A 17304-nucleotide genomic window follows, 5' to 3' on the forward strand; every position below is an offset into this window, starting at 1 on the left:
GACGATCACCGCGAGGCGAGGACGAACGGCCCATGGCACTCCAGATCAGCGCGACCAATCCGGAGCACCCCGCCCTGCTGCTGGAGCTGCCCTGGCAGCTGCCGCTGGAGGAATGGCCGGAGGAAGTCCTCGTCCCGCTCCCGCGCGGCATCTCCCGCCACATCGTGCGCTACGCCCGGGCCGGCAGCGAGGTGATCGCCGTCAAGGAGCTCGCCGAGCGCCCGGCCCTGCGGGAGTACGAGCTGCTGCGCGACCTGGACCGTCTCGGCATTCCCGCGGTCGACCCGCTGGCCGTGGTCACCGGCCGCACCGACGCCGGCGGTGGCCCGCTGGAGTCGGTCCTGGTCACCCGCCATCTGCGCGGGTCGCAGCCGTACCGCTCGATGTTCGAGACGACCATGCGCCCGGCGACCATGCACCGGCTGATGGACGCGCTGGCCGTGCTGCTGGTCCGCCTCCATCTCGCCGGGTTCGCCTGGGGCGACTGCTCGCTGTCCAACACCCTGTTCCGGCGCGACGCGGGCGCCTACGCCGCGTATCTGGTGGACGCGGAGACCGGCGATCTGCATCCGCAGCTGAGCGTCGGCCAGCGCGACTACGACCTGGACCTCGCCCGGGTCAACATCAGCGGCGAGCTGCTGGACCTGGAGGCCTCGGGGGCGCTCCACCCCTCCGTCGACCCGATCGAGTTCGGCACCGAGATCTGCGCCCGCTATCAGAGCCTGTGGCAGGAGCTGACCCGCACCTCCGTCTACCCGGCGGGCAAGTACCACTACATAGAGCGGCGGATACGCCGACTGAACGACCTCGGTTTCGACGTGGCCGAGATGCAGATCGAGCACGCGGCGAACGGCGACACGGTCACGTTCGTGCCGAAGGTCGTCGACGCCGGCCACCACCAGCGCCAGTTGCTGCGCCTGACGGGCCTGGACACCGAGGAGAACCAGGCCCGGCGGCTGCTGAACGACCTGGAGAGCTGGATGGCCACCCAGGACGACTACGACCCGGGTGACCCCCTCGGCGCCAGCCCGGAGGTGCTCGCGCACCGCTGGGTGCGGGACGTCTTCCGGCCCACCGTGCGGGCCGTGCCGCCGGCACTGCGCGGCGCCATGGACTCGGCCGAGATCTACCACGAGCTGCTCGAACACCGCTGGTACCTGTCCGAGCGGGCGCAGCACGACATAGGCCTGGACACGGTGGTCGAGGACTACATCAAGAACATCCTGCCCACGGCCCGCGAGACGCTGCAGCCGACGATGTCCGACTGAGGTCTGACAGCGGTCCGGCTGACTCAGTCGTGCGGCACCACGGCCACGGGGCAGTCCGCGAGGTGCAGCATGCCGTTCGCCACCGAGCCGATCCGGGCGCCCACGGCCGTGCGGCGGACACGGCGCCCGACGACCAGCAGCTGGGCCCGCCCGGAGACCGACAGCAGCACCTGCCCGCCGCTGCCCATCTCCACGTGCTCGACGACGGGGACGTCGGGGAAGCGCTCCCGCCACGGCCGCAGCGCCTCGCCCAATGCCTTCTTCTCGTACGGCTCCAGTCCCCCGGCCTCGTCCAGCAGCTTCAGGGATCCCGGGCTGTAGGCGAACAGCGGCGGCAGGGTCCAGGCCCGCACGGCGCGCACGGTCGCGCCACGCGCCGCGGCCGTCTCGAAGGCGAACCTCAGTATGGCGGCGCTGTCCTCGGCCTCGCCCTGCTGTCCCACGACTATCTCGCGTCCGGCGGCCTCGCCGGACGGCTCGTCCCCGGCCCGCACCCGCACCACGGGCCGCGTGGCGCCGGCGATCACCTGCTGCCCGACGGAGCCCAGCAGGAACCCGACGACCCGGCCGTGGCCGCGCGAGCCCAGCACCAGCATCTCGGCCTCGCCCGCGGCGGCGACGAGCGCGTCGGCGGGCGCACCCTCGACGACGTCGGTGGTCACGTCCAGGCCCGGGTGCCGCTCGGTGACGGTGCGGGCCGCCTCGGCCAGCCCGTCGCGCACCCACTCGGCCTGGGTGCGCTCGTCCCCCGCGTCGATCGCGTCGTGCTGCTGGAACCGCCAGGCGTGCACCACCCGCAGGGCGAGCCCGCGGCGGACGGCTTCGCGGGCGGCCCAGGCCAGCCCGGCGAGGCTCTCCTCCGATCCGTCCACCCCTGCGGTGATCGGGCGCGTCATTCCGGCTGCCTCCTCGTGTCGCGGTCACGTCCGTCGCACCCAGTCTTCACTACGCTGCGGCCATGACGTTGCAGTGGGAGCAGGTGAACGTGGACGCGGCCGATCCCGTGGCCCTGGGCCGTTGGTGGGCCGAGGCACTCGGCTGGGTCGTGCTGAACGACTCGGCCGAGGAGTACGAGATCCGGGAGGAGAGGGACCGGCTGCCCGGACTGATCTTCGGGCCGGTCCCGGAGGGCAAGACGATCAAGAACCGTCTCCATCTCGACTTCCGTCCCGACGACCAGGACGCGGAGGTCGGCCGCCTCCTCGCGCTCGGCGCGCGCCACGCCGACGTCGGGCAGACCGGCGAGGAGCCGTGGGTCACGCTGGCGGACCCCGAGGGCAACGAGTTCTGCGTGCTCGGGCCGCGCCGAGGCTGACACCGACAGGGTCCGGCATACCCGCGCGGAGCGGGGCGATCGAACATACGATGGGCAGGACCGGGCCGGTGACGACGGGGCGCCGTGCCCCGACACCGGACTCTCGGGGTGGGAGACGTATGGCACAGGCCGCCGAAGCAGCGCGGACCGTCATCCTGACCGTGGACGACGACCCGGGAGTCTCCCGGGCGGTCGCCCGCGATCTGCGGCGGCGCTACGGCGAGTCGCACCGGATCGTGCGCGCTGAGTCCGGCGAGTCCGCGCTGGAGGCGCTGCGCGAGCTGAAGCTGCGCGGCGACCTCGTCGCCGTGATCCTGGCCGACTACCGCATGCCCCAGATGAACGGCATCGAGTTCCTGGAACAGGCCCTGGACGTGTACCCGGGTGCGCGGCGGGTGCTGCTGACCGCGTACGCGGACACGAGCGCGGCGATCGACGCGATCAATGTCGTCGACGTCGACCACTACCTGCTCAAGCCGTGGGACCCGCCGGAGGAGAAGCTCTACCCCGTCCTGGACGACCTGCTGGAGGCGTGGCGGCGCAGCGACTACCGGCCCGTGCCCAGCACCAAGGTGGTCGGGCACCGCTGGTCGGCGCGCTCCTCGGAGGTGCGGGAGTTCCTGGCCCGCAACCAGGTGCCCTACCGCTGGTACTCCGCCGACGAGCCGGAGGGACAACGGCTGCTGGCCGCCGCCGAGCAGGACGGGCAGCGGCTGCCGCTGGTGGTGACGCCCGACGGGACGCCCCTCGTGGCGCCGGAGGCACCCGAGCTGGCCGCGAAGGTGGGTCTGGCGACGACGCCGACGGCCGACTTCTACGACCTCGTCGTCATCGGCGGCGGCCCGGCCGGGCTCGGCGCGGCCGTGTACGGGGCGTCGGAGGGGCTGCGGACCGTGCTGGTGGAACGGTCGGCGACCGGCGGGCAGGCCGGGCAGAGCTCACGGATCGAGAACTACCTCGGCTTCCCGGACGGCGTGTCGGGCGCCCAGCTCACCGAACGGGCCCGGCGTCAGGCGACGAGGTTCGGCGCCGAGATCCTCACCGCGCGCGAGGTGACGGGACTGGAGGTGAGCGGCTCCGCCCGGATCGTACGGTTCTCGGACGGGTCGGCGGTCGCCGCGCACAGCGTGATCCTGGCGACCGGTGTGTCCTACCGGCAGTTGCAGGCGCCGGGCTGTGAGGACCTGACCGGCCGCGGGCTGTACTACGGGTCGGCGCTCACGGAGGCGCCCGCCTGTCAGGGTCAGGATGTGTACATCGTCGGCGGCGCCAACTCCGCCGGACAGGCGGCGATGTATCTGGCGCGGGGCGCCAAGTCGGTGACGCTGCTGGTGCGCGGGGGGTCGCTGTCGGCGTCCATGTCGCACTACCTGGTGCAGCAGATCGAGGAGGCGCCCAACATCTCGGTGCGCCCCCGGACGGTCGTCGAGTCCGCGCACGGCTCCGGCCACCTGGAGCAGGTGACCCTGCGCGACGTGGACAGCGGGCGCACCGAACTCGTCGACGCCGAGTGGATGTTCGTGTTCATCGGCGCGGCCCCGCTGACCGACTGGCTGGACGAGGCGGTGCTGCGGGACGAGCGCGGGTTCATCCTGGCGGGACCCGACCTCGCCGCCGACGGGCGGCCGCCGGCCGGCTGGGAGCTGGACCGGCCGCCGTACCACCTGGAGACCAATGTGCCCGGCGTGTTCGTGGCGGGCGACGCGCGCTCCGAGTCCGCCAAGCGTGTCGCGTCCGCCGTCGGAGAGGGAGCCATGGCCGTGATGCTCGTCCACCGCTACCTGGAGCAGTCATGAGCGAGCAGTTGATCCCGTGCGAGCCCGCGGAGATCGGGTCGCTGTTCCTCTTCGAGAAGCTCACGCCGGAGCAGCTCGGCCGGCTGTGCAGCGAGGGACGGGTGGAGAAGTACGAGCCCGGCCCGGTGTACACGGAGGGCGATCCCGCCACCTGCTTCTACGTGATGATCGAGGGCACGGTCGTGCTGTACCGGCGGGTCGCCGGGGACGATGTGGAGGTGACCCGGACCTCCCAGCGCGGGGTGTACGCCGGGTCCATGCAGGCGTACCTCGGTGACCGGGTGCGGCAGGTCTACAACAACTCCATGCACGTCACCGAGCCGACACGGTTCTTCGTGCTGCCCGCCGACACGTTCGCGGACATCATGCAGGAGTGGTTCCCGATGGCGGTGCATCTGCTGGAGGGACTCTTCTTCGGTTCGAAGAGCACCCAGCAGGCCATCGGACAGCGCGAACGGCTGCTGGCGCTGGGCTCGTTGTCCGCCGGGCTCACGCACGAGCTCAACAACCCCGCCGCGGCGGCCGTTCGGGCGACCGCGACGCTGCGCGAGCGGGTCGGCAAGATGCGGCACAAGCTGGCGATCATCGCTCAGGGCTCGTACTCCCCCGAGGTCATGGCGAACCTCATCGACCTCCAGGAGCGCACCGCCGAGCGGGTCGCCAAGGCCCCCACGCTCAGTCCGCTGGAGGCCGCCGACCGCGAGGACACGGTCACCGACTGGCTCGACGACCACGACATCCAGGACGGCTGGCGGATCGCGCCCACCTTCGTCCAGGCCGGTCTCGACGAGGACTGGCTGGACCAGGTCGCGGCGGCGGTGGACGAGGAGATCCTGCCGAGCGCGATCGGCTGGCTCAACTACACCGTCGAGACCGAGCTGTTGATGGACGAGATCAACGACTCGACCACCCGCATCTCGCATCTCGTCGACGCGGCCAAGCAGTACTCCCAGCTCGACCGCGCGCCCTTCCAGAACGCCGACGTCCACGAACTCCTCGACAGCACCCTGCTGATGCTGTCGGGCAAGATCGGGCAGCGGATCGACGTCGTCAAGGACTACGACCGTACGCTGCCGAAGATCCCGGCCTACCCGGCGGAGCTCAACCAGGTGTGGACGAACCTGATCGACAACGCGGTCGCGGCGATCAAGAGTGCGGGCGGTGAGGGGACGCTGACGGTGCGGACGGCGCCGGATCACGACCGGCTGCTGGTGGAGTTCCGCGACACGGGGGTCGGCATCCCGGCGGAGAACCGGGGGCGGATCTTCGATCCCTTCTTCACCACCAAGCCCGTGGGCGAGGGCACCGGGCTCGGCCTCGACATCTCCTGGCGGATCGTGACCAACAAGCACCACGGCACCATCCAGGTGGAGTCCGAGCCGGGCGACACACGTTTCCAGGTGCTGCTCCCGCTCACCTCCGAGGAGGCCTCATGACCGACATCAACGGTATCGATCCGAGCGTGCCGCCGAGCGGCAGCGGGTGTCCGGAGTGCGACAAGGCCGGCGGATGGTGGTTCCATCTGCGTCGGTGCGCGCAGTGCGGGCATGTCGGGTGTTGCGACAGCTCGCCCGCGAAGCACGCGACGGCGCATTTCCAGGACACCGGACATCCCCTGGTGCAGAGCTTCGAGCCCGGCGAGGCCTGGTACTGGAACTACGACACCAATGAAATGTTCGAGTCGGGGCCCGACCTGGCTCCCCCGGCGAGCCATCCGGCGGACCAGCCGACGCCGGGGCCGGCGGGCCGGGTGCCGGCGGACTGGGCCAAGACCTTGCGTGGATAGACGCAGTTCCCCGCGCCCGCAACGACACGAGCTCTGTCAGTGGCAAGTGGCAGGATGTGTTCGTGTCGCAAGCCTCCTTCAGCACCCCGCTCATCGGCCGGGACGACGAATTCGCCCGGCTCGCCGGGGTGCTGGAGCGTGCCCGGGGCGGTGACGCCCGGGCCGTTCTGGTCGCCGGGGACGCCGGGGTAGGCAAGACCCGGGTGCTGGACGAGGCCGCGGGGCGGGCCCGCGCCGACGGGATGATCGTGCTGACCGGGCACTGTGTCGATCTCGGGGACGTCGGGCTGCCGTATCTGCCGTTCACCGAGGTCCTGGGTGTGGTCGCCGGGGACGACCGGTTCGCGGGTGTCCTCGCCGCGCATCCCGTCGTGGGCCGGCTGCTGGGCGGTGGGACGGACGCCGTGAGCGACCGGCTGCGGTTGTTCGAGGGCATCGCCGGGCTGCTGGCCGATCTGGCGGACATCGCACCGGTGCTGCTGGTCCTGGAGGATCTGCACTGGGCCGACCAGTCGTCGCGGGATCTGCTGCGGTTCCTGCTGAGTCGCGGGATCCTGCAGCGGGCGGCGAGCGGGGCGCCCGCGCATCGGCTCGCCGTGTTCGCGTCGTACCGCGCGGACGATCTGCACCGGCGTCATCCGCTGCGGCCGCTGCTCGCCGAGCTGGTGCGGCTGCCCGCCGTCGAGCGGCTGGAGCTGCGGCCCATGGCCGACGCCGAAGTCACGGAGCTGGTGCGGGCCGTGCAGGAGCAGCCGCTGCCGGACACCACGGTCCGGCGGATCGTCGAGCGGGCCGAGGGCAACGCCTTCTACGCCGAGGAACTGGTCGCGGCCACCGACACGGAGGCCGGCGGGGTGCCCAGCGGGCTGGCCGATGTCCTCCTCATCCGGTTCGAGCAGCTGTCCGACACCGCCCAGCAGGTGCTGCGCACGGCGGCGGTCGCGGGGCGTCGCGTCGAGGACGACCTGTTGCGGGGTGCCGTGGGCATTCCGGAGGAGGAGCTGGAGTCGGCGCTGCGCGAGGCCGTCGGGCGGCAGCTGCTCGTGCCGGGCGACGGGGACACGTACGCCTTCCGGCACGCCCTCGCGCGTGAGGCCGTCTACGCCGATCTGCTGCCCGGTGAACGGGCCCGGCTGCACGGCACGTTCGCCCGCCTGCTCGCCGGGCGCGGCCGTCCGGACGACACGGCGGCGGAGCGTGCCCACCACTACCGCGAGAGCCATGACCTGGCCGAGGCCCTGGCCGCCTCGCTGGAGGCCGCCGCCCACGCGCACCGGGTCGGCGCGCCGGCCGAGGAGCTACGGCATCTGGAGACGGCGCTGGACCTGTGGTCGTCGGTGGAGCCCGCGGCACGGCCCTCGGGCGAGGGCAACGACCGGGTGACGCTGACGCTGCGCGCGTCGGCGGCCGCGGCGCACGCCGGGGAGTCGCACCGGGCGGTCTCCCTCACCCGCTCCGCACTCGCGGGCGTCGGCCATGACACGGACAACGAACTCGCCGCCCGGGTCCGCTACACGCTGGCCGGCAATCTCCTCGACGTGGACAGCCTGACGGCGGCCTTCGCCTACAGCAGCGAGGCGCTCTCCCTGATCCCGGCGGAGCCACCGTCGCGGACGTGGGTGTGGGCGGCGGCCACACATGTCCTGGCGGCACGCCAGGTCGGGGAGAACGAGACGGCGCTGCGGGTCGCCCGCGAGGCCCTGCGCACCGCGGAGCAACTCCAGGTGACGGATGCCCGGGCCGACCTGCTCATCTCGCTGGCCGGGCTGGAGGGCGGCGGCCGGCGCACACCCGAGGGCCGTGAACGGCTGCGTGAGGCCCGGGAGTTGGCGCGGCGTTCGGGAAACGCACCGGTCGAGATGCGCGCCCTGTTCAACCTCGCCGTCGGCTGTTTCGAGTCCGGTGACCTGGAGGGGTGTCTGCCCTGGCTGACGGAGGGGCTGGACCGCGCCCGGCGTGCGGGGTTGCTGTCCTCGCCGTACCCGCTGGAGATGCGGTATCTGCAGCTGCTGATGCTGTACACGCTGGGTCGCTGGGACGAGTGCCTGACCGCCGCGGCGGCCGACACCGAGGTGCTGCCCGCGGCGGGCGGTTACACCGCCGCTCCGGCGCTGTACGTCGCGCTGGCGCGCGGAGACTTCGAGGCCGCCGAGCGGGCCCGTGTGCTGCTGCGGGGACCGTTCGACTGGATGGGCACGCTCGTCGCGGGCATCGCGCTCACCGACGCCGCGGCGCTGCGCGGTGACGCGGAGGCGGCCGTGGAGCAGATGCGGTCCACCGTCGCCGCCCTCACCGACGACGCGGGAACGCTGCCGGACGCCACGGTACGGCTCGCCGCCCTCGCGCTGTCCGCGGTCGCCGACCTGGCCGCCGAACTGCGTCTGACCGGTGACGGGACCGGGGCGCGCCGCTGGGCGGACACGGCGACCGAGCTGGTCGAGCTGGCGCGGACGACGGCCGTCCGTGGCGGGGACGGCACACCGCAGGGCCCGGAAGGCATGGCGTGGCTGGCCCGCGCGGAGGCGGAGTGGGCGCGGGCCGTGACCGGGCCGGACGTTCACGCGTGGGCGAAGGCGGTGGCCGCGTTCGACTACGGCGACGACTACGAGCGGGCCCGGTGCCGGCTGCGCCACGCCGAGGCCCTGCTGGCGGCGGAGGACCGTGAGGCGGCGGCCGCCGAGGCACGGGCCGCCCGGGAGACGGCGGCCCGGCTCGGCGCGACGCCGCTGCTGGAGCGCGTGGACGCCCTGGTCCGCCGTGGCCGCCTCGCGGAGACCACGGCCGACCGCTCCTCCCCGCTCACGGCCCGCGAGCAGGACGTACTGCATCTCCTCGCCCTCGGCCGCAGCAACCGGCAGATCGGCGAAGAGCTGTACATCACCGGCAAGACGGCGAGCGTCCATGTCTCCAACATCCTCGCCAAGCTCGGCGCGGCGAGCCGTACGGAGGCGGTTGCCATCGCCTATCGGGAGGGGCTGATCACCCGCGAGGAGACCGTGGGCTGACGCCCCTCACCCGCTGGTGTCGCAGTCGAGGGCGGTCAGGTCGACGGCGTCGGCCATCGCCTGCATGCCCTTGTCGTTGGGGTGTATGTGGTCGCCGCCGTCGAGGGCGGGCAGCATCCTCGCCTGGTCGTAGGGGCTGCGCAGGATGCGGTCGAAGTCGGTGACGGCGTCGAACTCGCCGCCGGTGCGGATGAAGGCGTTGACCTCCTGGCGTACGGCCTCGGCGGCCGGGTCCCATTCGTGCCAGCCCTTGAAGGGGCCCACGGTCGCGCCGACGACGCACTTGCCGGCCGCGTGCGCCCGGTCGACGATCTCGCGGTAACCCTCGATCAGATCCTCGGCCGTGACGCCCGAATGGGCCTTGATGTCGTTCACGCCCTGGAAGAGGAACACCGTCCGCACACCCGGCTGGGACAGCACGTCCCGGTCCAGCCGGTTCAGGGCGCTCTGGCCGGGGCCGTCCGCGAGGACCTTGTTCCCGGAGATCCCCTCGTTGGCCACGCCCTTCACCGCCGTGTCCGACTTCTGCAGCCGGCGCGCCAGGTAGTCGGGCCAGCGGCGGTTGAGGTCCGAGGTGGACTGCCAGCCGTCGGTGATGGAGTCGCCGAGGGCGACCACCGCTCCGGTGCGCGCGGGGGCGTGCACGGAGACGGCGTCGAGGTAGAACCAGGAGCCGGTCGGGATCGTCCAGGCGTCCCCGCTGTCCTCGGCGGTGTGGTCGCCCTGGGTGGCGTACGACGTCTGCATGGCCATCCAGTGGCCGCTCACCGGGCCGCCCGCGTCCGGGCTGTGCAGGCTGACGACGAGGTTGGTCGCCGCGGGCAGCCGGCCGGGCAGCGGGTCGCTCCACACGGTCTCGCCCGCCGGCACGGTGACCGAGCGCTCACCGCCGAAGGCCAGGCGCCGGTTGCTGCCCGCCCGCAGCTCGGCGCCCTGCTTCTGGACGCCCGCGTAGACGCTGTCGAAGGTGATCGGCCGGTCGCCGAAGGCGTTGGAGAGCCGGACCCGGACGCCGGTGCCGCCGACGCTGGTGTGCACGACGAGCCGGTAGCTGCGGCCGGCGACGCCCTCGCTCATCCGATCGGCGCCGGCGCCCCAGGTGACGACGCCGCTGGGGTCGCCGGTCGCCTCGGCGGGCGCGGACTGGCAGGCGACCACCGTCAGCAGGACGGCGGCCAGCGGGAGCGCGGCCCTCATCAGGAGAAGTCCTTCAGCGTGACGGACGCGCCCCGCTCGAGGGTCACCGTGCGCGAGACGTCGCCGTACGCGACCGTCGTGGTGCGGCCGCCGACGCTGTGGATCCGCGCCTCGGTCGGTTTCCCGTCGCGCCAGCGCAGGTCGACCTCGAAGCCGCCTCGCGCGGGGACGCCCTTGACGAAGCCGGTGGCGGCCCAGGCGTCGGGGAGGGCCGGGAGCAGTTCGAGGTGTCCCGGCCGGGAGTACAGCAGCATCTCCACCATCGCGGCCGGCGTACCGAAGTTGGCGTCGATCTGGAAGATGCCCCGGCCGCGCTCCACCTCGTAGATGTCGAAGAGGTTGAACGCCGTACCGTTGCTGCCGTCGGTCGACGGGCGGAGGTTGTTGACGACCAGCTGGTAGGCCTTGTCGGCATCCTTCAGGCGGGCCCAGCACAGGCTCCGCCAGGCGTTCGCCCAGCCGAAGCTCTCCATGCCCCGCGCGCCCAGCAGGGCGGTGGCGCCGGCCACGATGTCGGCCGGGGTGGAGCCGTCCGGGCGGATACGGTCGCCGGGGAACAGGTTGATCAGCGGCGACAGGTGGCGGTGCGTGGTCTCACCTAGATTGTCGGGCGACATCCACTCCTCCAGCCAGCCGGTGGTCGGGCTGACCTGCGGCAGATAGAGCTTTCTGCGCAGTGAGGCGATCGTATCCGCGTAGTCGGTGTCCCGCCGGAGATCGGCGGCCGCGGTGCAGTAGTTCCCGAAGAGTGTCCACACGACTTCCTGAGCATAGGTGATGCCCTTGGCGTCCTGCGGGCCGTGCTCCGGGGACCAGTCGCTGTCGTCCACGAGCACCTCTCTCGAGGTGCCGGGGAGGGTGATCGTGAGCAGCCGCGCCTCCCAGAACTCGCACGCGCCCTTGAGGAGCGGGTAGATCTTTTTCAGGTACTCGCGTGACCCGGTGTACTCGTAGTGCTCCCACAGGGTGGTGCACAGCCAGGCGTTCCCCGCCGGATGCCACCACCAGCCGTTGCCACCGAAGGGGTTGGTGGAGAAGGCGACGGCCCAGCCGGCGTTCTTGCCGCTGGAGTTGCGGTAGCGGTTGCGGGGGTCGTTGAACAGGCGGCGGGTGAGGTCGTTCCAGGACGGGAGCTGGGCGATGCAGTAGTCCGTGAAGGCGTCGAAACAGGGGGACAGGCCCGTGCGGTCGGCCATCCAGTAGTTCATCTGGATGTTGATGTCGGTGTGGTAGTCGCCCATCCAGTCCGGGTCGTTGCCGTCCAGCCACAGGCCCTGGAGGCCCAGGGGCAGGCTGTCGCGCGAGCCGCAGATCATCAGGTAGCGGCCGAACTGCAGGTAGGCCGCCTCCAGCTCGGGGTCGGGTTCGGGATCGCGGGTGCGGGCGTGCAGACGCTCCCAGGTGTCCAGTTCGCGCTGCTCGGCCGTGGACGTGCCGAGGGAGAGGTCGAGCCGTCCGTACAGGGCGCGGTAGTCGGCGACGTGGGTGCGCCGCAGGGCGTCGGCCGATTCCGCGGCGGCGGCGCGGGCCTTCGTGCGGGCCAGTCGCTCGGGGTCGAGGGAGGGGTCGCGGAAGCCGGCCTCGGCGTCGGGCGCGTAGTTGGTGCCGGCGCTGACCACCACGGTGAGGCTCTTGCAGCCGGAGAAGTCAATGCGGGGGCCGTGGACGGTGACCTTGCCGCCGTCGCCGCGGGCCTTGACTGCGGCGCCGTAGCGCAGGCCGTTGGGGAGGGTCGCGCCGAAGGACTCGGCGGCGGTGGGGTGCTCGCCGTGGGTGCCGGTGAGGGTGATGCTGCCGGTGTAGCGGCCGCCGCCGCTCTGGGTGAAGTGCACAACGATGGCGTCGTCGGGCCGGCTGGCGTACATCTCGCGCCGGTAGGTGACGCCGGAGCGGACGTAGGAGCTGGTGACCAGGCCCTGGGCGAGGTCGAGGGTGCGGCGGTAGCCGCTCACGGCGCCGAGGTCGTGGTCGGGGATGTCGACGGTGAGCTTGGCGAGCAGTGTGAACGAGCCGAAGTCGGCGCGGCCGTAGGGGAACTGGCCGTCCTGGTCGAGGGTGTCGTTGAGGCCGCCGGTCCACATGGTGGCGTCGGTGATGAGCAGCAGTTCGCGGCCGGGGTCGTTGCTCGCGAGGGCTCCGATGCGGCCGTTGCCGACGGGCAGGCCCTGTTCGATCAGGGACCCTTCATCGCCGGGTGCCTGCCACCAGAGCCGGTGGCGGGAGGCGTCGGCGGGCAACGGGACCTCGGCGGGGCGGGCGGGCGCGGCGGAGGCGGTGAAGGCGGGCAGGGTGCCGAGGGCGGCGGTGAGGCCGGCGGTGGTGGCCAGGGAGAGGACGGATCTTCTGCTCGGCTCGTTCGTGCTGGTGTCCATGTGCGGCTCCGGGGGCGGCTGGGGCGGGGCCCGGCGCACGGCCGGGCCCCGCACAGAGGAAGGTCAGAGAGACTTCTGAACGTCGATCCGGTCGAGGTCCGGCGCGTAGCCGGTGCCGCTGTCGAACGTGATGGTGTTCGCCCCCGCCTTGAGCTTCACCGGCACGTAGACGCTGTTGACGGTCCCCCAGTCACCGGTGGACGCGAATTTGTGCGAAGTGGCACCGCCTCCGTTGGCCGAGACGAGGGCCGAACGGGAGTCACCGCTGACGTAGGAGACCTTGATCTGGTAGGTGCCGGCCTTGGCCACCACGACATCGTTGACGGTGACCTTGCCGCCCGTGTAGAGGTTGCCGACCTTGTGGCCGTCGGAGCAGGCGGAGCAGTCGGCCACGGAGGCGTTGCCGCTCAGTGTGTTGGAGCCCGCCTCGGCCTCGTAGCCGGTCCAGGCGAGGTCCGTGCCGCGCGGGGTGACGGTGAAGAGCCGGGAGCCGTGGGCCGGCAGGGCCTGGATGATCTTGTCGGTGTAGGTGCCGAGGCCTTCCTTGTTCCATACGTCGCGCACCGCGGCCTTGCCCTTGAAGCCGAGGGCGGACCAGCTGGCGGTCACCGAGGCGGGGGCGTCGGAGAGGTTGAACAGCGCGACGGTGTAGGTGCCGTCGGGGTTCTTCGCGGCCCAGACCTGCTGCGGGTCGGATGCGGTGACGGGCTCGGCGGGCGGGGCGCTGCTCTGGTTGATCGCGATGACCTCGCGGTTGGTGAGCAGCGAAAGGCCGTAGGAGTCGAGCTTGGTGACGTCGTCACCGGTGAACAGCGGGGACTTGGCGATCGCCCACAGGGTGGCGTAGCTCTGCCGCTCGGCCTTGGTGAGGCCGTCCATCTCGCCGTTGCCGACGTTGAGGGAGTCGAGGTCGTTCCAGCCGCCGGGGCCGGCGTGCGCGGTCCAGGCCGGGGCGTCGTCCCAGCGGTCGTCGACCGAGTTCTCCCAGGTGACCAGGGTGTTGCAGTAGCACTCGACGTCGGTGTCGATGCGCCAGCCGTTGGAGTACTTCTTCCAGTCCTCGACGTGCCCGTAGTCGAGGGACCAGGACAGCTCCAGGTGGATCGGGCGGCCGGCGGTCTCGATGGCCTTCTGCCAGGCGGCGACATCGGCGACGTTGTTGTAGTTGTCGCCGTTCTTGAAGGAGCCGGGGCCCACGCCGTCGAGCTTCAGGAAGTCGTAGCCCCAGTCGGCGAACATCTGGGCCTGGGAATCGATGTACTTCTGGGCGCAGGGGTCCGAGAAATCGATCTTGTAGGCGCTGTCCCAGCCGTTGGTGGTGCGCAGGTCGTCGTAGACGATGTCGCCGGTGGTGCAGCCCTCGGCGTTCCAGATCGGGTTCTTGCCGTCGTTGTACGCCCCCTTCTCCAGGCCGACCGGGAGGTAGATGCCGGCCTTCAGGCCCTTGGAGTGGATGCGGTCGGCGACGGCCTTCATACCGCTGGGGAAGCGCACCGGGTCGGCCTTCTGCCGGCCGTACTCGTCGAACTGCGACTTCCAGGACCAGTCCATCCACCAGCCGGCGTCTATGTTGACGTACTCGTAGCCGTACTTCTTCAGCTTGGCGGCCATGGCGTCGGTCTGCTTGGCGATGTTCGCCTCGGACAGATAGCTGTAGTCGCCCTTCGGGTTGAGGCCCGGGTACTTCGACGACTGCATGGTCCAGCTCGTCCAGCCCATGTACGGCTTGGCGGCCACCGTGGTGGTGGCCGGGGCGGCCGGGGGCGTGGCGGTCTCGGCCCGGGCCGCGGGGACCGCGGCGATGGCACCGGCGGTGAGGGCCAGGACCACCGTGGCTCTCAGGGCTCGTGCGGGCATGACGGAGTACGAGGATGACCGCATGGGTCGTACCTCCCTGGGTTGGTTCAGCGGTTCTGGCGCTGGTCGTCGGCTCTGATGAAGGACTGGATCGCGGTGGCCGCGGCCCCGCGCGCCCACTCCTCGAAGGGCAGTGGGCGGGTCTGTACGTCGCACCGGTCGGCGGAGCCGAACGCGGCCGCGGCGAAGGCGTCGCGGATCTGTTCGGCGAACAGATCGTGGGCGGCGAGGCCCTCGCCGGAGATGATCACCCGCTCGGGGCCGAGCAGGTTGGCCACGGTGGCGATACCGCGGCCGATCGCCTCGCCCGCGCGGGCGTAGGCTTCGCGTGCCCCGGCGATCCCCTGGTGGGCCAGCGCCACGGCCTCGGCGGTGTCGGCGACTTCGAGGCCGGTGGTCTCGCGGATCCGCCGCAGGATCGCCGCGTCTCCCGCGATGGCCTCCACACAACCGCGGTTGCCGCAGTGGCAGGGCGGCCCGGCCGGGTCGACGGTCACATGGCCGATCTCGCCCGCCACGCCATGCGCACCGGCCACCACCCGGCCGTGCACCACGAGGCCGCAGCCGATGCCGGCGCCGACGGTCACCACGGCGAAGTCGGACAGCCCCACACCGGCGCCGAACCACTGCTCCGCGACGGTGAGGGCGCGGACGTCGTTGTCGACGGTGACCGGCAGCCCGGTGGTCGCGGCGGCGAGTTCGGCGAGGGGCACCTCCCGCCACTCCAGGAACGGCGAGTAGCGGACGACGCCCGCGCCACGGTCCACGTCTCCGGAGACGGCGACGCCGAGGCCGAGGACCGGGATGCCCAAGTCGCCGGCTTCCGCCAGCAGTTCGCCCGCCAGCTCCGTGACCGAGGCCAGCACGCCCTTGGGTTCCGGGTCCGGGAGCGGGGCGTGCCGGGCGACGCGGATCCGGCAGCACAGGTCGGTGAGCACGCCGATGATCTCGTCGCCGGTCACCTTGACGCCGATGAACAACGCCCGTCCGCCGTCGACCCGCACCGGGTTGGCGGGCCGGCCGAGCGTGGGGCGGGCCGTCTCGTCCACGTCCTCCACCAGGTAGCCGGCCTCTATGAGGGGTCGTACCGCCTTGGTGACGGCGGCCGGGGACAGTCCCGCCCGCCGGGCCACCTCCAGGCGGGTGAGGGGCCCATGGCTGAGGACCGTGGTGAAGATCTGCGAGGCGGCCGGCGTGTTCGCCGGGAACGTCTCGGCACGGCGGGTCGAAGACATGTGCGGAACCTATGACCCTTAATTTCCGCCGTCAATAAAAGAAGCAGGATTAGTTGAAGGAACACCGAAGGACTCCCACTCAGTGATCGGCGTCTGTCCAACTGTGCGTCGTCTGTGGCGATGTGACGCGATGCGAGAAGGTTGCCCCGCACCAAGATGATCGTTCTCGTATCAGCAGCACATCGACCCGAGCGGGAGGAATCCGGATGCTTTCAACAGCGGTGGTCAGAGGTACGGCGGTGGGGGCGGCCCTTGTGTCGCTCCTGGCGGTCCCCGCACAGGCCGCACCCCAGGAACCCGGCGTCACCACGGTCAAGGCCTCGGCGGGCGCGCCGGCCGCTCCGGATGTCACGGGCCTGTGGAACGTGCTGCGCACCGCGAGGCGGCAGGGCGCACCCGGTGCGATGGCGCGGCTCGACGACCGCGACACGGTCCGCTGGGCGGCGGTGGGCGTCGCCGACCGGCGGACCGGACGGGCGCTCAGCAACGCCGACCGGTTCCGCATCGGCAGTGTCACCAAGATCTTCTCGGCCGTCGTCCTGCTGCAACTCGCGGATGAGAGGAAGCTGAAGCTCGACGCCCCGGTCAACCGCTATCTGCCGGGGCTGCTGCCCGACGACCGCATCACGGTGCGCCATGTGCTCAGCCACCGCAGCGGCCTGCACGACTACACCAATGAGATGTTCGCGCGGACGGTTCCCGGCTTCGAGGCGGTCCGCAAGAAGGTCTTCACCTACCGGCAGCTGGTGAACCGCTCCCTGAGCAAGCCGCGCACCACCAAGCCCGGCGGCGCGTACTCGTACTCCAACACCAATTTCGTCGTCGCCGGCCTGCTCATCGAGAAGCTGACCGGGCACTCCGTGGCGACGGAGTACCGCGACCGGATCATCGAGCCGCTGAACCTGGGCGACACCTTCTATGTGCACCCCGGCACGAAGATCCCCGGCCGGCACGCCCACGGCTATCTCACCCCGGACACCGCGGGCGCGGCACTGGTCGACGCCACCGAGCAGACGGCGTCCTGGGCGCAGAGCGCGGGCGCGGTCATCTCCAGCACCCGGGACCTCAACACCTTCCTGTCGGCGCTGCTCGGCGGCCGCCTGACCTCCCGGGCGCAGCTGGCCCAGATGCAACGGTGGGTGCCGGCGGGCAGCACACAGGCGTACGGGCTCGGGCTGAGGCGGCGCGATCTGTCGTGCGGGATCTCGGTCTACGGCCACACGGGCGCCGTGCAGGGCTACTACTCCTACGCGTTCGCATCCAAGGACGGCAAGCGCGCCTTCGCCGCGCTCGCCAACGCCTCCAACAACGGCGCGGTGCACAACACGATGCTGACCACGCTGGAGTCGGTGTTCTGCGGCAAGCGTGCCAAGAAGCCGGGGCGGACCGCCACACCCGTCGAACGGCACGAGGACATCGCACCGGGGAACCCGCTGGACCTCGACGCGAACTGAGGGCGCGCGCCGGGTGGGA

12 protein-coding genes are annotated in these 17304 nt (G+C 71.6%); 7 read left to right on the forward strand and 5 right to left on the reverse strand.

Features of this window, described 5'->3' with window-relative positions; genetic code table 11:
* The first annotated feature begins 32 nt into the window (after nucleotides 1-32).
* Entirely contained in the window at nucleotides 33-1268 is a 1236-nt protein-coding gene (locus ACFQ6S_RS08965; RefSeq protein ID WP_383405298.1) for a DUF4032 domain-containing protein, read from the forward strand.
* Nucleotides 1269-1291: 23 nt separating this feature from the next.
* Here ACFQ6S_RS08965 and ACFQ6S_RS08970 read toward each other — a convergent pair whose 3' ends face one another.
* Nucleotides 1292-2164, reverse strand: a complete 873-nt coding sequence (locus ACFQ6S_RS08970) for a universal stress protein (RefSeq protein WP_383405300.1) — start codon at nucleotides 2162-2164, stop codon at nucleotides 1292-1294.
* Between the two features lie 62 nt (nucleotides 2165-2226).
* Here ACFQ6S_RS08970 and ACFQ6S_RS08975 point away from each other — a divergent pair, with 62 nt between their 5' ends.
* The 5 genes from ACFQ6S_RS08975 to ACFQ6S_RS08995 all read left to right on the forward strand — a co-directional run bounded on the left by ACFQ6S_RS08975 (nucleotide 2227) and on the right by ACFQ6S_RS08995 (nucleotide 9170).
* Nucleotides 2227-2583 (forward strand): VOC family protein, encoded by a 357-nt coding sequence (locus tag ACFQ6S_RS08975; protein ID WP_383405302.1) that lies wholly within the window; start codon nucleotides 2227-2229, stop codon nucleotides 2581-2583.
* A 119-nt stretch (nucleotides 2584-2702) separates the two neighbouring features.
* The gene (locus ACFQ6S_RS08980; protein WP_383405304.1) at nucleotides 2703-4379 is read left to right on the forward strand and encodes an FAD-dependent oxidoreductase; all 1677 of its coding nucleotides are present in this window, start codon (nucleotides 2703-2705) and stop codon (nucleotides 4377-4379) included.
* On the forward strand, nucleotides 4376-5815 hold the full coding sequence (locus tag ACFQ6S_RS08985; protein ID WP_383405306.1) for an ATP-binding protein: 1440 nt from the start codon (nucleotides 4376-4378) through the stop codon (nucleotides 5813-5815). Before ACFQ6S_RS08980 ends, ACFQ6S_RS08985 begins: the two co-directional genes overlap by 4 nt.
* A complete protein-coding gene (locus tag ACFQ6S_RS08990) occupies nucleotides 5812-6165 on the forward strand; it encodes a UBP-type zinc finger domain-containing protein (RefSeq protein WP_383405308.1) in 354 nt (117 codons plus the stop codon). The genes ACFQ6S_RS08985 and ACFQ6S_RS08990 overlap by 4 nt, the downstream gene beginning before the upstream one ends.
* 62 nt (nucleotides 6166-6227) lie before the next feature.
* Entirely contained in the window at nucleotides 6228-9170 is a 2943-nt protein-coding gene (locus tag ACFQ6S_RS08995) for an ATP-binding protein (protein WP_383405310.1), read from the forward strand.
* A 6-nt stretch (nucleotides 9171-9176) separates the two neighbouring features.
* On the opposite strand, the gene ACFQ6S_RS09000 is transcribed toward ACFQ6S_RS08995, so the two are convergent.
* The 4 genes from ACFQ6S_RS09000 to ACFQ6S_RS09015 form a co-directional block, all read right to left on the reverse strand.
* Nucleotides 9177-10367: an SGNH/GDSL hydrolase family protein gene (locus tag ACFQ6S_RS09000; protein WP_383405312.1), complete on the reverse strand. Its 1191-nt coding sequence runs from the start codon at nucleotides 10365-10367 to the stop codon at nucleotides 9177-9179.
* Nucleotides 10367-12739, reverse strand: coding sequence for a glycoside hydrolase N-terminal domain-containing protein (locus ACFQ6S_RS09005; RefSeq protein ID WP_383405314.1), 2373 nt, complete (start codon nucleotides 12737-12739; stop codon nucleotides 10367-10369). The genes ACFQ6S_RS09000 and ACFQ6S_RS09005 overlap by 1 nt, the downstream gene beginning before the upstream one ends.
* Nucleotides 12740-12802: 63 nt before the next feature.
* Nucleotides 12803-14620 (reverse strand): alpha-galactosidase D, encoded by a 1818-nt coding sequence (locus ACFQ6S_RS09010; protein ID WP_383405315.1) that lies wholly within the window; start codon nucleotides 14618-14620, stop codon nucleotides 12803-12805.
* A gap of 23 nt (nucleotides 14621-14643) precedes the next feature.
* Entirely contained in the window at nucleotides 14644-15831 is a 1188-nt protein-coding gene (locus tag ACFQ6S_RS09015; protein WP_383405317.1) for an ROK family protein, read from the reverse strand.
* A 206-nt stretch (nucleotides 15832-16037) separates the two neighbouring features.
* Between ACFQ6S_RS09015 and ACFQ6S_RS09020 the strand changes: the two genes are divergently transcribed.
* The gene (locus tag ACFQ6S_RS09020) at nucleotides 16038-17285 is read left to right on the forward strand and encodes a serine hydrolase domain-containing protein (protein WP_383405319.1); all 1248 of its coding nucleotides are present in this window, start codon (nucleotides 16038-16040) and stop codon (nucleotides 17283-17285) included.
* The last annotated feature ends 19 nt before the right edge of the window (nucleotides 17286-17304 follow it).

Origin of the sequence: Streptomyces sp. NPDC056479 (genome assembly GCF_042795335.1) — a bacterium.
In the GTDB taxonomy this organism is placed as follows: Bacteria; Actinomycetota; Actinomycetes; order Streptomycetales; family Streptomycetaceae; genus Streptomyces.

Excerpts from the sequence above, each read along its gene's own strand:
- ACFQ6S_RS08970 (WP_383405300.1), bottom strand. The coding sequence starts at position 2,164 with ATGACGCGCCCGATCACCGCAGGGGTGGACGGATCGGAGGAGAGCCTC.
- ACFQ6S_RS08965 (WP_383405298.1), top strand. The coding sequence starts at position 33 with ATGGCACTCCAGATCAGCGCGACCAATCCGGAGCACCCCGCCCTGCTG.
- ACFQ6S_RS08980 (WP_383405304.1), top strand. The coding sequence starts at position 2,703 with ATGGCACAGGCCGCCGAAGCAGCGCGGACCGTCATCCTGACCGTGGAC.
- ACFQ6S_RS08990 (WP_383405308.1), top strand. The coding sequence starts at position 5,812 with ATGACCGACATCAACGGTATCGATCCGAGCGTGCCGCCGAGCGGCAGC.
- ACFQ6S_RS09020 (WP_383405319.1), top strand. The coding sequence starts at position 16,038 with ATGCTTTCAACAGCGGTGGTCAGAGGTACGGCGGTGGGGGCGGCCCTT.
- ACFQ6S_RS08975 (WP_383405302.1), top strand. The coding sequence starts at position 2,227 with ATGACGTTGCAGTGGGAGCAGGTGAACGTGGACGCGGCCGATCCCGTG.
- ACFQ6S_RS09000 (WP_383405312.1), bottom strand. The coding sequence starts at position 10,367 with ATGAGGGCCGCGCTCCCGCTGGCCGCCGTCCTGCTGACGGTGGTCGCC.
- ACFQ6S_RS08985 (WP_383405306.1), top strand. The coding sequence starts at position 4,376 with ATGAGCGAGCAGTTGATCCCGTGCGAGCCCGCGGAGATCGGGTCGCTG.
- ACFQ6S_RS09005 (WP_383405314.1), bottom strand. The coding sequence starts at position 12,739 with ATGGACACCAGCACGAACGAGCCGAGCAGAAGATCCGTCCTCTCCCTG.
- ACFQ6S_RS09010 (WP_383405315.1), bottom strand. The coding sequence starts at position 14,620 with ATGCGGTCATCCTCGTACTCCGTCATGCCCGCACGAGCCCTGAGAGCC.
- ACFQ6S_RS09015 (WP_383405317.1), bottom strand. The coding sequence starts at position 15,831 with ATGTCTTCGACCCGCCGTGCCGAGACGTTCCCGGCGAACACGCCGGCC.